At 39.1% G+C, this 13992-nt stretch carries 13 protein-coding genes; 2 read left to right on the top strand and 11 right to left on the bottom strand.

The window, feature by feature from the left end; translation table 11 throughout:
* Positions 1–8: 8 nt before the first annotated feature.
* Both ACXACJ_RS10260 and ACXACJ_RS10255 read right to left on the bottom strand, forming a co-directional pair.
* Positions 9–497 (bottom strand): hypothetical protein, encoded by a 489-nt coding sequence (locus ACXACJ_RS10260; RefSeq protein WP_475134273.1) that lies wholly within the window; start codon positions 495–497, stop codon positions 9–11.
* Positions 498–729: 232 nt separating this feature from the next.
* Positions 730–2394, bottom strand: coding sequence for a M1 family metallopeptidase (locus ACXACJ_RS10255; RefSeq protein WP_475134272.1), 1665 nt, complete (start codon positions 2392–2394; stop codon positions 730–732).
* A gap of 167 nt (positions 2395–2561) precedes the next feature.
* On the opposite strand from ACXACJ_RS10255, the gene ACXACJ_RS10250 reads away from it, so the two are divergent.
* Both ACXACJ_RS10250 and ACXACJ_RS10245 read left to right on the top strand, forming a co-directional pair.
* A complete protein-coding gene (locus ACXACJ_RS10250) occupies positions 2562–3089 on the top strand; it encodes a DUF6155 family protein (protein ID WP_475134271.1) in 528 nt (175 codons plus the stop codon).
* 150 nt (positions 3090–3239) lie between these two features.
* The gene (locus ACXACJ_RS10245; RefSeq protein ID WP_475134270.1) at positions 3240–3689 is read left to right on the top strand and encodes a ferritin-like domain-containing protein; all 450 of its coding nucleotides are present in this window, start codon (positions 3240–3242) and stop codon (positions 3687–3689) included.
* Positions 3690–3782: 93 nt separating this feature from the next.
* On the opposite strand, the gene ACXACJ_RS10240 is transcribed toward ACXACJ_RS10245, so the two are convergent.
* The 9 genes from ACXACJ_RS10240 to ACXACJ_RS10200 form a co-directional block, all read right to left on the bottom strand.
* Positions 3783–6392, bottom strand: coding sequence for an ABC transporter permease (locus ACXACJ_RS10240; RefSeq protein ID WP_475134269.1), 2610 nt, complete (start codon positions 6390–6392; stop codon positions 3783–3785).
* A gap of 5 nt (positions 6393–6397) precedes the next feature.
* A complete protein-coding gene (locus tag ACXACJ_RS10235; protein ID WP_475134268.1) occupies positions 6398–6727 on the bottom strand; it encodes a PadR family transcriptional regulator in 330 nt (109 codons plus the stop codon).
* A gap of 169 nt (positions 6728–6896) precedes the next feature.
* Positions 6897–8678 carry a hypothetical protein gene (locus ACXACJ_RS10230; RefSeq protein ID WP_475134267.1) on the bottom strand — a complete coding sequence of 594 codons (1782 nt, stop codon included), beginning with the start codon at positions 8676–8678 and terminating at the stop codon, positions 6897–6899.
* 182 nt (positions 8679–8860) lie between these two features.
* Positions 8861–9748, bottom strand: a complete 888-nt coding sequence (locus ACXACJ_RS10225) for a dienelactone hydrolase family protein (protein WP_475134266.1) — start codon at positions 9746–9748, stop codon at positions 8861–8863.
* A 99-nt stretch (positions 9749–9847) separates the two neighbouring features.
* Positions 9848–10357, bottom strand: coding sequence for a hypothetical protein (locus ACXACJ_RS10220; RefSeq protein ID WP_475134265.1), 510 nt, complete (start codon positions 10355–10357; stop codon positions 9848–9850).
* 228 nt (positions 10358–10585) lie between these two features.
* The gene (locus ACXACJ_RS10215) at positions 10586–11104 is read right to left on the bottom strand and encodes a hypothetical protein (protein ID WP_475134264.1); all 519 of its coding nucleotides are present in this window, start codon (positions 11102–11104) and stop codon (positions 10586–10588) included.
* A gap of 302 nt (positions 11105–11406) precedes the next feature.
* Positions 11407–12246: an HvfC/BufC family peptide modification chaperone gene (locus ACXACJ_RS10210; RefSeq protein ID WP_475134263.1), complete on the bottom strand. Its 840-nt coding sequence runs from the start codon at positions 12244–12246 to the stop codon at positions 11407–11409.
* Complete coding sequence (bufB, locus tag ACXACJ_RS10205; protein ID WP_475134262.1) at positions 12243–13184, bottom strand: MNIO family bufferin maturase; 942 nt, start codon at positions 13182–13184, stop codon at positions 12243–12245. Before bufB ends, ACXACJ_RS10210 begins: the two co-directional genes overlap by 4 nt.
* Before the next feature lie 114 nt (positions 13185–13298).
* Positions 13299–13985, bottom strand: coding sequence for a hypothetical protein (locus ACXACJ_RS10200; protein WP_475134261.1), 687 nt, complete (start codon positions 13983–13985; stop codon positions 13299–13301).
* Positions 13986–13992 lie beyond the last annotated feature (7 nt).

Here is a 13992-nt window from a genome sequence, read left to right as displayed (position 1 = left end):
CTTAAAGATTATAGTTCACCACAAGTGACGACATATTTTATAGCTCCTTCATCACGCGTGTTGATTTCCCTGCGCGCATAATCAAAGAAATAATCCATGGTTATGGCATTCAATTCAACATCGGTTTTGGGAGGTACTATTTCAGATATGATTTCATCTGCGGAATTTTGCTCCGTTTTATTGCCGTAAAGTGCAGTTTGAACCCATAAATCTTCATCCGTATTGTTGATCAAATAACAATGGCTTCCATAACTCATAGGGTGATTGTTAGGCGTTGAAGTCGGTAAAATCATGTATTCGGTAATCACTGTGCCACATTCATTTACCGTGTAAACATTCGGGAAAACCCATCGATTGCCTGCGACAACACCAATCGCCAATAGAAATCCAAGGCTTTTCAAACCTTGACTATCTCGACCTGCTAAATAACAAACGCCCCAGACAAGGGCGGCTAAACCAAAAACGATGGCTACATAGCCAAAAAATCCAACAATCATATCTAAAAAGTTTATGTGAACATGAGTTTTGGAAAACCTGATTTCTAAACTATTAGATCATCAGGTTGATCCATTACTTATTAAGCTGAAGTTTTTATTCATTTACTTGATTCATGATCTACACTCGATTTATAACGTTGAAAGCCCCTCCAAAAATTGATATCAACAACTAAGTCAGAAGCTAAAGCTTGAACTCGTTAGCAAACTTTTGGAGGGATGAAGAACATGAATCTTACTTAACGATTTTCTTATTCGTGATATAGTAGTTTCTATCCACTTCCACCTCGTTTATCTCTTCACCGAAAGTTTTACTTTGGGCTTTATCCGTTGCTTTTAATCTCACGATTTGGCCATTTACATGAACATCTACAGGCATATCAAAACCTGGTACCACATTGAACCATTGGTATGTTAGTTTTTTGCCATCAACAGCATATTGTAGTTCTGGAATGCGAACATCTCTTAAATATTGATCGAAAAGCTTTGAGAAATCAATGCCGGATTTTTTCGATATATAGTTCTCAATTTGAGCCGTTGTAACCGTTTGGTGGTAGAAATCTTTATTTAAACCTCTTAGAATTCCTCTCCATTTTTCATCATTATCAATAATGGTTCTGATGTTATGAAGCATATTAGCTCCTTTGGAATACATGTCGCCAGAACCGGAATAATTCACATCATAAGCTCCAATAATTGGCCTATCGTTGCGAATACTTCTTCGGGTTCCGATTACATAATCTTGGCTCGCCTTTTTACCAAAGTGGTAGTCAACATACAGATTCTCTGAATAGGCTGTGAATCCTTCATGTACCCACATATCAGCGACATCTTTATAGGTGATATTGTTGGCAAACCACTCGTGACCTGACTCATGAATAATGATGAAGTCGAATTCTAAACCCCAGCCCGTTCCGCTCAAATCGCGGCCTAAATATCCGTTTCCGTATTTGTTGCCATAGGTTACAGAGCTCTGGTGTTCCATGCCTAAATAAGGAACTTCAACCAATTTGTAGCTGTCTTCATAAAATGGATAAGGCCCGAACCAATGTTCAAAAGCTCGTAACATTTCTGGTGCTTGTCTGAATTGTTTTTTCGCTTTATCCAAGTTTTCGCGAAGTACATAATAGTCGCAGTCCAAAGCGCCTTTTTCGCCATAATAGGTTTCAGAAAAGTGAACATAATCCCCAATGTTCATATTCACTCCATAATTGTTCAAAGGATTGGAAACGAACCAATTGAAGGTTTTGGTTTTGTTGTTGTTTTGTACCACCGATCTCAGCCTTCCGTTAGAAACATCCATAAGGTTTTCTGGAACGGTAATGCTGATTAACATGCTGTCTACTTCGTCATACATGTGGTCTTTGTTGGGCCACCATAAGCTGGCGCCATCTCCTTGGCAGCTGGTGGCGATAAAGTCCATACCATTGTTGTCTTTCTTCCAAGTAAGGCCACCGCTCCAAGGTGGATTTTTACTGATGACAGGATTGCCTTCAAATTCTACTAACAATTCTTTTATGCTGCCCACTTTTTGGTTGGCTGGTAAATCAAGAAAATAAGCATTGCCATCGCGGGTAAACTTCACCGATTTTCCATCCTGACTCGCGGCAGTTATTTTCATAGGTTCTTGCAAGTCAATCTGCATCTTATTATGGCTTTTCAATACTTTGTACTGAACCAAATTGCTGCCTTTCAGGAGTTTATTGGGGATGTCGGTATTGATGGAAAGGTGGTAATAAGTCAAGTCCCACCATTCGCGTTCAGGAGTAATACTGCCTCTGAGCGTATCTTGATGGGTGAAGTTGGTTCTTTGCGCATTTGCATTGATGGCTACAACCAGCATCAAGAAAAGGAATGTGTTTTTTAGAATTCTCATAGTGATGAAAAGTACTTTATTCATGGGTAGAAAATACTAAAAAATAAGATGATTGGGGTTATTCTGTTCTGAGTGCCGTATAATACATTCTTGCAATCCATCTAATTTTCAGAAACAAATGACCGATTTCGAGGTAATAACAGAGTTGACAGATGGGCAAGGTTTAATACCTTAGCTTTTAAAGCAGGATTATGAGCAAAAGAGCACTGGTAAAGTATCTACAATCTTTGGATAAATCTGAACTGGAAACGCAGATTCTGGAGCTCTACGATAAGTTCAAGCCAGTAAAAACCTATTACAACTTTGTTTTCAACCCCAAAGAAGACAAGTTGATAGAAGATGCCAAGCTGAAAATTTCCAAAGAGTATTTTCCTGTAAATGGAAGAAAACCGAAAGCCAGACGATCGACTGCTCAAAAGCTGATTAAGCATTTTTTTGAGCTAGGACTGGATCCAACGTTATTGGCAGATGTAATGGTTTTTAATATAGAAATTGCACTTCGTTTTAATGAAGAGAAGCAAGTAAAGCAAGATGCATTTTATAAAAGCATGTTCAATTCCTTTCAGGAAGCCGTAGAATTTATTCAAGTGAACGGACTGAAAACTGTTTACAGAAGACGCCTTGAAGTGGTTCTGGATGATGTTGAAAATCAGGATTGGTTTAATCAAGTTGCCTTTGCCAATGCTTTGGATTCTCTTTATAGCTCCCCAGAAAATTGATACAACCTGCTGAAGGTATAAAACCACACTTGGGGAATTTGATTCCTTTATACTTTCCTAAATCGCGTTTTATTCTGTCAGAATAGGCTTTATTCTTTGGCACATTTCTTTTGTTCTACACATCATCTTTCAAATTAAAACCCAATTGATATGTCATATACAGAAGAATTATCCGACAAACTAAACGAAGTGCTAAAAAGGTCTTACGATTCTATTTTAGGATATAAATCGGCCATCGATGATGTTGAATATGAACCTCTGAAAACTTTCTTTAACGATCAGATTAACGAGCGAAGAAAGTTCGCAAAAGAATTGGCTGCTGAAATTGCAAGTCTTGGTGGTGAACCAGCCACAGAAAGTAATTTTACGGCAACGCTACACAGAGCCTGGATGGATATTAAATCTTCCGTTTCTTCTAACAGTACAGAAAAAGTTCTGGAAGAATGTATCAGAGGAGAGAAGGCTGCAAGAAAAGACTACGAAGAGATTTTGAAGAGCGATTTATCGCTTACACCTGCTGTAATCAATATGCTTAACAGGCATCAGCTCAATATTGACAAGTCTATCATTACGCTGGAAATGATGGAAATAGCAGCGTAATCCACCTTAAAAATACTGCCTTACCTCGTTGAAAGCGGATTCCGATATTGGGAAGTTTCGGAATGGCCAGAGTGAGAGGTAAGGCAGTTCTATTTATTCACTTCTTAAACTTTTAGTAGGATTAGCCCTCGCTGCTTTTATAGTCTGCAGGCTAACCGTAATCCACGAAATGGCCAAAGCTAATCCTCCAGCTAAAGCAAAATACCAAAGCTTTGGATCGATATGATAAGCAAACTCGTTGAGCCAGTTTTGAAGCATATAATAACTCAGCGGAAGTGCAATTAAAATGGCGATGCCTACTAATAAATTGAAGTCGACTGATAAAAGTCGGATGATATTTACACTGGAAGCTCCAAGCGCTTTTCTAATTCCTATTTCTTTCGATCTTCTTTCTGAGGTAAAGGAGGCCAAGCCAAATAATCCAAGGCACGAAATAATTATGGCAAGCACTCCAAAGTATTTGGTGAGCTGAGAAACTCGCTGTTCTGCTACGTATTGCTTGGCAAATTCTTGGTCAAGAAAGGTGTAGTTGAATTCATAATCAGGATTGTAAGTTTTGTATAATTCTGAAATACGATCTAAAGTATTGCTTTCATTTCCTGCTTGAATTCTGGTTAAAATATTGAACGTGAATTTATTGTCTAACTTGAAGAACATCGGAATTATGTTTTCGTGTAAAGAGCTGAAATTAAAGTCTTTAACGATTCCGATAATCGTCATGTCATTACCCCAAAGGTTGACTTTTTTACCAATTGGGTCATCGTAGCCAATGATGTTAATGGCTGTTTCGTTTAAAATCAGATTGTTTGCATCCGTACTGAATTCTTCAGAAAAACTTCTTCCTGCTATGATTTCTACCCCAAGCGTTTCGATAAAATCATAGGTTACCGTCATGTTGCCAAATTGGGTTTCAATATCAGGATCTTCGCCTTCCCAATTCAAGCCAGTAGTATAGCTTCCACCGTTTACAATCGTGTGAGTTGTGCCTCCAGCGTTTATCACACCTGGCACATTTCTCAATTCTTTGATGAAGATACCGAAGTCATCGGCAATTTTGCCTTCATTGGTAAAGAGCACAAGGTTGTCTTTGTCGTAGCCAATATTCTTCTTTTGAATGAATTCTATTTGTTTGGTTATCACTAAAATAGAAGCGATGAGAATTACTGAAAGTACAAACTGAAAAACCACTAAGCCTTTGCGAACCCAAGTTTCACCAAAGGAAATATTGAGTTTTCCTTTTAAGGTTGCCACGGGTTTTAAGCTGGAAAGGAAAATGGCAGGATAGCTGCCAGCCAATAAACCGGTGATAACGGAAATGCCCAGTAGCAGATAGATCAATTGAAGATCAAAGACTAGACTAATTTCGTGGCCAGTCATTCGATTGAACTGAGGTAGGAGCAATGCTACCAAACCTAAGGCTACAATAATGGACATCACCGTGATGAGCCAAGCTTCTTGCAGGTATTGAACTGCCAAATTTCCTCGTTTGGCACCAATGGCTTTTTTAACGCCTATTTCTTTTGCTCTGGTTGAAGCTTTGGCGGTAGAAAGGTTGATAAAGTTGATGCAGGCAATTAAAAGTATGAATACCGAGACGATTGAAAATAGGCGTACGTACTCAATTCGTCCACCCGCTTGAACACCGTTTTCATATTTTGTGTAAAGGTATTTGTCGGAGAAAGGGCGCACAAAAAGTTCTACGTTCGACCAGTCCACTTTTTCTTTTACAAAGGTCTTAATCTTATCGTTTAGTGCATCTACATCGGTTCCTTTGGCAAGCAATACATAAGTTTCTGCATTGTAATTACCCCAGTGAATTCCTTCAGGCGTAAGTATATCCCGAAACTTGTCGAATGGCAGAACGAACTCGAAATCGTCTGTGGTGTTGGAGGGAAGGTCTTCGAAAATACCAGACACTTTATAATCGCCTTTGTAATCCAATAGCTGCCATTTGAGCGTTTTTCCGAAGGCTGCTTCTGCGCTGCCAAACATTCTGGTAGCGAGGTTATTCGAGATCACAATTGAGCCTTTGTCCTTCAGTGCGGTTTTGGGATTCCCTTGAACAAAAGGGAAAGTGAACATTTCGAAGTATGCAGGCTCCGCAAATTTGCCAATGGCTTTTATGGTTTTATCGTCCGTGCTTAATGGCATTTTCCCAAACCAATGGGTTGGGGTGGTTTGTATTGCGGTTGTGATTTCGGGAACTTCTTCTTGTAAAGCGGCTGCCAATAGGGCCTGAGTGCCGTCTTTGGTGTTGATTTGACCTGATTCCTCATGGTTCAACATAACCTGATAAAGCTGATTATCGAGCTCATGGAATTTGTCTATGCTGGTTTCGGCTTGAACCCACAAATAGATGAATAGCGAACTGGCTAACCCGGTGGAAAGCCCTAAAAGGTTGATGATAAATGTGCTTCTATGCTTAAAGAAGCTTCTTATCGTGATTTTGAAATTGTGTTTAAACATACCGTAATAATTGAGTTTTTGATTTCCTTCTAACCTTTTGATCATGCTGGGGCGAAAGAGCTTCAGCACGTCCGTAATAAATAAGCGTTTGGCTTTTTTGGAACCTTGGCGCTCGTTTCGCAGCTCGAACCTTTCGAGCAAATCGCCTTCAATGTCTTCGGCATAATCATGGCGGCAGAACCATCTGAAAAACCGTAGCCAAAACTTTGGAGGACTTATATTGTCATGTGACCGCATGACAATTAATCGTTCAAAACTATGTTGGGAATAGCGTTCCAAAGGCTCATGCGTTGCTCTTTCGCTTCGCGAAGCACCTTTTTGCCAAGTGTGGTGACAGAGAAGTAGCGCTTGCGTTTGCCACCGCGAATGTTAGTGGCTTCGCCAAATTCAGAATTCAAGAAGCCTTTGTCTTCCAATCGTCTGAGAACCGTTTGCAAAGCGCCAATACTAACAGACCTGTCGAGGCGCGATTCCATTTCTTCTATAATGGCTACACCATAGGCTTCACCATGCAAAATGGCAACGGTTAGCAGTACAATCTCTTCGAACTCGCCCAAGTTTTGTTTGCCCATAAAGTTATATTTACCTCAAATGTAGTTAATATTAATAAGCAAGCAATCAAAGGGTTGTATATTTTTACCTCAATTGTAGTTTATATTCAAAGTCAGAGCAATATTAGTACTCTGACTTTGTGGTTTTAAAATGTATAAGAAGTGAGTTTTTTCTCGTAAAGGAATGTTGTTAACGATCATTGAAGTTGGAATCGCTATTATATACCATACAAGGGTAAACTATTTCTGCGAGCTTATCCATGAAACTTTGTTCGGCCTGAAGTTTAGTAATGCGTTTTCTTTCCTCAGCAAAAAAGGTCATGAATTCGAGATCCTTTTCGATGCTGTTTTCTTCACCAAATCTATTGTAGGGCTTAATCGCTTGATTTATTTCTTCCATAGTTGATACATGCAAACTCATGTTTATCAATGATTCTGTTGAAGTTTGGAATTCTTGAAGAGCGAAAAAAGGTGTGTCTCCTTTGAATGCAATGGTGATAAGAACTGCAATTTTATTCTTGGGCATTAGCATTTCTTTTTCTTGCCCATTACCTACATAAAACAACTCATTATCGTAGGTATTTAAGCGATAAAGACTTTTGATATAATAATAGAAAATGTATGTGTTTATTTGATTGTAACTTTTTCCATTTTCAACCATTACTTCAAGCTTTTCAGGTCCCCAGAATTTAGGTTCTGTTCCCATATCGATATTGATCCAGCCGGTACTTGTTTGTTGGAATCCATAGGCTTCCATCCTATATTTTTCCCTTTTACCAATCAACACCTTATATTTATTTACCATAGTTTTCGCAATTTCTGCTTTGGCTTGAAGTTCCTTAACCATGATTTCTTTGGTTTCTTCCAACTCTTTTCTGGTAGCACTCAATTGTTCTTCATAGAAAGTTTTGAGCAAAGCGGCATATCGATTAGCTCCTTTCACATTTGTCAATTTTTGCTGGGCAAAGTCGTCAAACGTGATCATGAGATCTTCAGACTCTGTTGAGAGTGCAACCATGCTATCCAATTCCCAAAGGTTTTTGTCTAAATTATTAATATATATTTCTAAGGCCTGTTGATTTCCTAAACGAAAGAGGGATTGTAATCTGGTCTCAAATTCTCTAGTGGCAATTAGAGTGTTTTGGAATTTCTCATTCTTAATTACTTTGATCGTTGCTGGGTCGATTCCGCAATTAACAAAAGCGGCAGTGTCATAGTCTGTGATAGTTCTATCTTCATATAAAGTATCATAATAAGTTTCGTTGAAATCAAGGTTGTTCGATTCATCTAAAGACTCATTCCTCCATTTTGTAGAAAGGCTATAATAGAGGCTGTCCGTTAGCTCTTTGGATGCGGTTTGGTGATTTCTAAACGGAAGTCCTTTGAAAACTTCTTCTTCAAATCCACTTGGGTAAAAATTGAGTAAATCTAAATCTACTGTGGTTAGAAACTTCTCTAGTTCACGAGGTTCAATCCAGTTCATATTTCCCAAACTGTCACGTTCTCCTTTATAAACCATCATTCCCGGAATTCGTCTTGTCGTTGGTATTTCAATATAGAGGGGGATGTTTTTATCAATGACTAGTTGTTTATTATTAGCTGTGGCATTGATGTAGATCATTCCATCTGTTTGTAGCGGTTTACCATCCGAAGTAGTAGTTAAATTGGAGGTAACCATGGTTTCAAGCGAAAGTCCCTCAGCGAGTTCTAATTTAATTTTTCCTGAAACCTCACTACCATTAGCATTTTTGAAACTTCCTTTTGGGATTACAATTCTGGTTCCTTCCTTTCCTTCAATAACATGGTCTTCACTCGCATCAATCTCGAAGTACTGGCTTTTCGCCAATGTTTTTTGGAAAGGATCGCTAGGATGGAATTTGGTTGTTTTAACAACCTCTGGTGACGTAGTACAATTAGAAAGAGAAAAAATAAGTAGGAGTGCACCTGCGGTAAGAAATGACAGCTTCTTCATAAGACAAATGAATTGATACCATGTAGAAGGTAGCTTTATTTTTAGAGAACTTCGGAAAGAAACTGCTTATCGGAGATTCAATATGGGTAAAAGGCAATTAGGTTCGGTGACGTTTTTGTTTATTGATTTTTAATATGCTTAAGATAGCAAGGTCAGGAAATTTAATTTCCTGACCTTGCTATTTAACTCAAATGCTTTTTGAAAAACTCAATCGTGCGGTCCCAGGCTAGGGTAGCGGCTGCTTCATCGTAGCGTGGAGTGGTATTGTTATGGAAACCATGGTTCACTTCTGGATAAATAAAGGCCTTATATTCAACGCCAGCTTGTTTAAGTGCTTCTTCATAAGCCGGCCATCCCGCATTTACACGCGTATCCAATCCAGCGTATTGAAGCATCAACGGAGCTTTGATTTTTGCAGCTTCTTCCGCTGAAGGCTGACTACCATAAAAGGGAACTGCCGCGCCAAGTTCGGGCAAACGAACCGCCATCATATTGGCAATGCCACCTCCAAAACAAAAGCCAACCACACCTACTTTTCCATTCGATTCAGGTCTGGCTTTTAGCCATTCATAGGCCGCAATAAAATCTTCCAACATTTCATCTCTATCGCGTTTGCGCTGCATGGCTCTTCCTTCGTCATCATTGCCAGGGTAACCTCCAAGTGGGGTAAGGGCATCGGGCGCGAGACTCATAAAACCTGCCACGGCACATCTTCTGCCAACATCTTCAATATAGGGGTTGAGGCCTCTATTTTCATGCACTACAATAATGCCGGGCAATTTACCGCTGGCACCATCGGGTTTTGAGAATAAACCTTTGATTTCACCACCACCTTTGGGGGAATTGTAAGTGATATACTCTGAGGTTAAGCGTTTGTCACCTTCTTTGATCATGCGAGTGGTCTCATAATCAGGCATGATAAAGCTTAGCAATGAAGAAACCGTAAGGCCTCCCACAGCATAAATTGACAGTTTTTCGATAAAACTTCTTCTATCGATTTGGTTATGGGCATACTGATCGTAAAGGTCGAATACTTCTTGGCTGATCTCAGATTTGCTTGGCTTGCTCATGTTGGGAAGATTATGTGTCTAGTCAAGTTAGGTAAAATCAATGAGTTGGAGAAGATGTAACTATAGGAGCTTAATGGATGATTGGTTTTGAGCTTTTTATCAGTTGTTTTTTGCCTGCTTAAATTTTTCTAGAGTGTCGTCAATTAAATTTGCCATGCTTACAAAGTTATTGGCAAGCCTTACAATTATCTTATCGAGGTTTTCACTTTCAAAATCTTCCCAACCTTCCATTAAAGTTAATGGCCCGAATTTTACGCTCGCATTCTTCCAATTCTGGTCAAATCTCAAAAAGTCTTCCCTGAAACTATTGGCAAAATCCCGACTGGCAATAGAGTAGCCTTTCAATTCCCGAAGCTTTAGTGCATGGATATTGTAAAATACTCTGTTCTTTTTTAATGTGTCGTCATTTACCCAAATGGCAAAAAATATTCTTGTTTTTGCATTTATGGGGTCGGTTTGATCATTCGACCATTCCTTTTTATATAGTTTAAGAACGACAGAGTTTAAAGTAACCCCAACGTAAACTTCAAGATGGTTTTTGCTTAGTATTGCTTGATCAAGTTGCTGTGCCGACTTCCTGAATTTCGCTAAATAATATTCATAGTCCATGAGTTTGGATTGTTAATGTCTATTGATTTGCAGCTAATCAAGTTAGACAAAATCGGTGATTTGTTGAAGGTGTAATTGTGAGCTAGGCTATTGATCTTCTTAAACTGTAAACTTGTAAATGGTGATTATCTTCATTGTAAGAATGTGAGATGTGAATTTTTGTTTGAGTTGTTCTAAATAAATTAAGATGATAGTCTTCCTGTTTGATTTAAGAACTGAGTTAAGAAATTATGTCTTTTTAAAGCTTTTATGTATCATTTCTACTTTGCCTAATTCATCAAGTACGTCAAGTCCAAAGTGGATGATATCCTTATTTTCAACAAAAAATGGAATGGTTGATTCATTTAGGCAAAGTGCGGCATTTGTCCTGTGAAGTCCATCTGAAATCAAAAAATATCCTTTATCAGATAATGTTATTCTAGGAGGCAATAGAGGTGTTTTATGATTCCACGCATCTAAAATACTTGATGTTTTGGCATCATATCTCTTTGGATTATACATCTTTCTATAATTGAACATTTGCTTTCTGCTAGGGTCTTGTTTTTCAATTAAAGTATTGATATCCGCATTTAGAAATAGGCTGGTTGTTCTGTATTCTGGTTTTTCCCAATCTCTTATGTCAGAATTATTTATAGATTCCCATGATTCATACCAGTGAGCTTTAAGGTCTGAAAGTTGGTTGTTCAGGTATTTGTCTTTAATACTTTCAAGATATTTAGTTCTTGCATCGTTAGATTTATAATACATACTTATCAATTATTCAATTGTCGATAATTGTTATCCTTATTAATTGGGTGTTAATGTCTGTAAATGAAGAATTATAAATCTTAAAGAAATTTATAATTCCTTCTTGTATACCAATGTTAAAAGACTAATTTCATTCTTTTGCCCTATATGAAGCCTACTAATTTATTTGCTTCTTAAACAATCTATTTTAAATTTTGATTGGTGAAAACATTTACAGTTTTTTAGGGTAATTCTACTGAAAATTATTTTGTTTTTGTGGTGTTAGAATTTCTCTTTCTTTTAGCTTTCAATCCAACCTTTGATTACAACTTTCTAAAAAAGCCATTGGCGGCCCAGTAGGCTTTCCATTGCGGCCAAACATTTAAGAATTCTTCTTCTTGGCCGTTGATTTCTTGTAGAAAAGCCTGTTTTGTGGCTTCGAAAGTTTCATGGGTTTGCCACAGCTTTAAAAATCCAAATTGTCCTTCGTTAAGATCGAAAAGGCCAATTCTAAAATCCTTTTTTCGAAGAATAGCGGTAAACGAAACTTTAAAAGGAGGGAGGCTGGGCTGGTTTTCTTTTACCACCAACTGGTAAAATTGATTTACCGGAAATTGAAAAGCGAAAAGTTTCAGTCCATCTGTTAAGCCTAATTGATCATCGGCTGTATGCTTGGTAGTGTATTCAAAATTGGCATCAAACTGAGCATCAAAAATCTGATTGATGGCATACTCAAAATGCACCAATTCAATCATAAAATCAGGCCAGGTTTCCCTTTCTTCCTTGGGCAAATCTTTATCGGGTCGGGTTTCTTCAAGAAACAAAGCAAAGCGGTCGCCCAAATTGCTCAGCGTATAACTTTCCGATGGGTAGCGCTGAAGGTAATCGTCAGTAAAAGCCTGAAAAAGCTCATCGCCCAATGCATATTTTAAAGCCACAAACTGCTTTTCCATGCAGTCGCGCAAACGAGCCAAGTAACCCGTTTGATAAATCATCAGCCTTTCTTTTCCGCTTAAACGGCTATTGGGGGCAATGATTTTTTCCACATCACCTTTAAGCGATTCAGGCAAGTAATCAGAAGGGTCGGTCTCAAAATTTAAAGGCGAAACCAGAATTTGCTGCATCCATTTTTGTGTGGCCTGTAAGTTGGGTTTTTCGCTCATACTTCTGCGCTCACTTCAGGTACCAAAAAGCTTACAGGGTTCGAAACATTGGAAGCTGTTTTAGCAGGAGGGTTCATATCAATAGGCTGAACTTCGCCCTGCATATATTCTTTGGCTTTTAAAACTTCGGCATGGTATTCATCAAAGGAAGGAATGTGATTGTCCCATTCCAGCAAAACAGAACAGCCGCCAGTTTTTTGCCAAGCAAAGCGGAAGAGCTCCCAAACAGAGTCGATTACATGGCTGTCGTGCGTATCGATAATGTGTGTGCCGCAATGTAAATGGCCTGCCAAATGCATTTGTACAATGCGATCGTGAGGTAGTTTTTCTATATAATCGATCGGATCCAGTTCATTGTTAAAGCAGGTAACGTACACATTGTTAACATCCAGCAAAAGTCCACAGCCCGTTTCTTCGGCCATATGTTTAAGGAAAATGGGTTCTTCAATACTGGAATGTTGAAAGCTTAAATAGGTGCTGGGGTTTTCCAATACCAAGGGCCTTTCTAAATAATCCTGAACTTGATTTATGCGTTCGCAAATGTGTTTTAATGTTTCATCTGTAAGGGGAACGGGCAATAAATCGTGGGTATTGAGGCCGAGAACCCCAGTCCAGCAAAGGTGGTCGCTGATCCATTTGGGCTGAACAGCTGTGGCCAAAGCTTTTAGTTTTTCTAGATAATCGAAATTCAAAGGGTCGGTGCTGCCAATGGAAAGCGAAACGCCATGCATAACCACAGGATATTGCTCAGCAATTTTGTCGAGGAAATAGCGTGGTCTTCCGCCCGAATCCATGAAATTTTCAGAGATAATCTCGAACCAATCTACCTTAGGATTTTCTTCTGTAATATGCTTGAAATGTTGGCTGCGAAGTCCAAGCCCCAAACCTAGGTTAGGTAGTAACTTTAATGCTTCGGTGTATTGCTCTTTGGTCATCATGCGACACGTATTAAAAAATGAAAAGGCTGCCTCAAAAGTCGCTTATTTTCTCTAACCTTAAAGCACTTTGGGGCATGAGATTTAAGCGTAATTTAAAAGGCAGCCTTGTGTAATCTATTTTTGTTCTTTACTCTCTTTATGCTCGAAAGCCTCGTTTTGCTTGCACTCAATACAAGTTTCTTTCAAAGCTTCTTGGCTCTTTTTAATCATTTCTTCAGCATTAGCTGCTGGGTTGTTGAAGCCAAATGAGCAGTATTTATCTCCACTGTTTCCGCAAGAATCATATTCTCCATTGGCTGCTACAGATTGAAGCCATTTTTGTGGAGGACCCGCCTCGTATGGCGAAGCGCCAAAGGTGCGCTTAGATTTTTCCATGCGCTCTTCAAACAGTTTTCTGGCTAATAACCACGTGCTTTTGCCTGCATTTGGGCCTTGGGTGCTGAAGCGTTCCGCTTGAATTGGTGTGGCGCAGCTGCCTTGCCATGAACAGTCGTTTGCGGCTGGGCGGCATTGCTCAGAAGCATCGCCATAAAGGCCGCATCCGCCTTGACCTCGGCAGTTGTTCAAAGTATGGCAAACGTGAGTTTGTGTTGCGCAATAGCCCATTCCTGCGCAGTCGTTAGAGCCAAATCTGTCGTGGCCTTTGCAGGCGTTTAAGCCCATGCAAGAATGGAGTTCCAGTGGAGTGACTACATCTTTCTCGCTTTTTTTGTTGGTTCCACAGCCGTTTGAACTGCCGCAGCTGCTGCCTCTTCCACCGCAGCTATCGAATAAAAATTGGTTGTTATCAAAAATAAACATGGTTTCT

The organism is Roseivirga sp. AWQ4_251 (genome assembly GCF_056158225.1).
The sequence above is the reverse complement of the archived record's forward strand: the minus strand, read 5'-3'. Positions and strand labels throughout refer to the sequence as shown.

Bases quoted from the DNA above. Each gene is read 5' to 3' on its own strand.
- ACXACJ_RS10260 (WP_475134273.1), bottom strand. From the start codon at position 497: ATGATTGTTGGATTTTTTGGCTATGTAGCCATCGTTTTTGGTTTAGCC.
- ACXACJ_RS10255 (WP_475134272.1), bottom strand. From the start codon at position 2,394: ATGAATAAAGTACTTTTCATCACTATGAGAATTCTAAAAAACACATTC.
- ACXACJ_RS10250 (WP_475134271.1), top strand. From the start codon at position 2,562: ATGAGCAAAAGAGCACTGGTAAAGTATCTACAATCTTTGGATAAATCT.
- ACXACJ_RS10245 (WP_475134270.1), top strand. From the start codon at position 3,240: ATGTCATATACAGAAGAATTATCCGACAAACTAAACGAAGTGCTAAAA.
- ACXACJ_RS10240 (WP_475134269.1), bottom strand. From the start codon at position 6,392: ATGCGGTCACATGACAATATAAGTCCTCCAAAGTTTTGGCTACGGTTT.
- ACXACJ_RS10235 (WP_475134268.1), bottom strand. From the start codon at position 6,727: ATGGGCAAACAAAACTTGGGCGAGTTCGAAGAGATTGTACTGCTAACC.
- ACXACJ_RS10230 (WP_475134267.1), bottom strand. From the start codon at position 8,678: ATGAAGAAGCTGTCATTTCTTACCGCAGGTGCACTCCTACTTATTTTT.
- ACXACJ_RS10225 (WP_475134266.1), bottom strand. From the start codon at position 9,748: ATGAGCAAGCCAAGCAAATCTGAGATCAGCCAAGAAGTATTCGACCTT.
- ACXACJ_RS10220 (WP_475134265.1), bottom strand. From the start codon at position 10,357: ATGGACTATGAATATTATTTAGCGAAATTCAGGAAGTCGGCACAGCAA.
- ACXACJ_RS10215 (WP_475134264.1), bottom strand. From the start codon at position 11,104: ATGTATTATAAATCTAACGATGCAAGAACTAAATATCTTGAAAGTATT.
- ACXACJ_RS10210 (WP_475134263.1), bottom strand. From the start codon at position 12,246: ATGAGCGAAAAACCCAACTTACAGGCCACACAAAAATGGATGCAGCAA.
- bufB (WP_475134262.1), bottom strand. From the start codon at position 13,184: ATGATGACCAAAGAGCAATACACCGAAGCATTAAAGTTACTACCTAAC.
- ACXACJ_RS10200 (WP_475134261.1), bottom strand. From the start codon at position 13,985: ATGTTTATTTTTGATAACAACCAATTTTTATTCGATAGCTGCGGTGGA.